Origin of the sequence: Bradyrhizobium uaiense, assembly GCF_010811875.1 — a bacterium.
GTDB lineage: Bacteria > Pseudomonadota > Alphaproteobacteria > Rhizobiales > Xanthobacteraceae > Bradyrhizobium > Bradyrhizobium uaiense.
In genome coordinates this window covers 1-244 of sequence record NZ_VKHP01000940.1, presented here as the reverse complement: position 1 = coordinate 244, position 244 = coordinate 1, and the positions used below count along the sequence as shown (strand labels likewise).

Annotated in this window: 1 protein-coding gene; it reads left to right on the top strand. The window is 66.8% G+C overall.

Annotated features, from left to right (window positions below; translation table 11 throughout):
* A partial coding sequence (locus tag FNJ47_RS48195) for a transposase (protein ID WP_163163753.1) occupies window positions 1-244 on the top strand: 244 nt, incomplete at both ends.

Genomic DNA, 244 nt, shown 5'->3' with positions numbered 1-244 from the left:
TCGGGCGCTCGCGCGGCGGCTTGAGCACCAAGATACATATGGCGGTTCGGGGCTTGGGATGTCCCGTGCGGTTCACGCTCACCGCGGGCCAGAAGGGCGATGCACCGCAAGCCGCCACATTGATCGAAGGCTTGTCCGCCGAGGTCGTCATGGCCGACGCCGCCTATGACGCCGATCACTTGCGCCAAGCCATCGCCGCCAAAGGCGCGCTCGCCGTCATTCCCAACAACCCGTCACGCGCGCT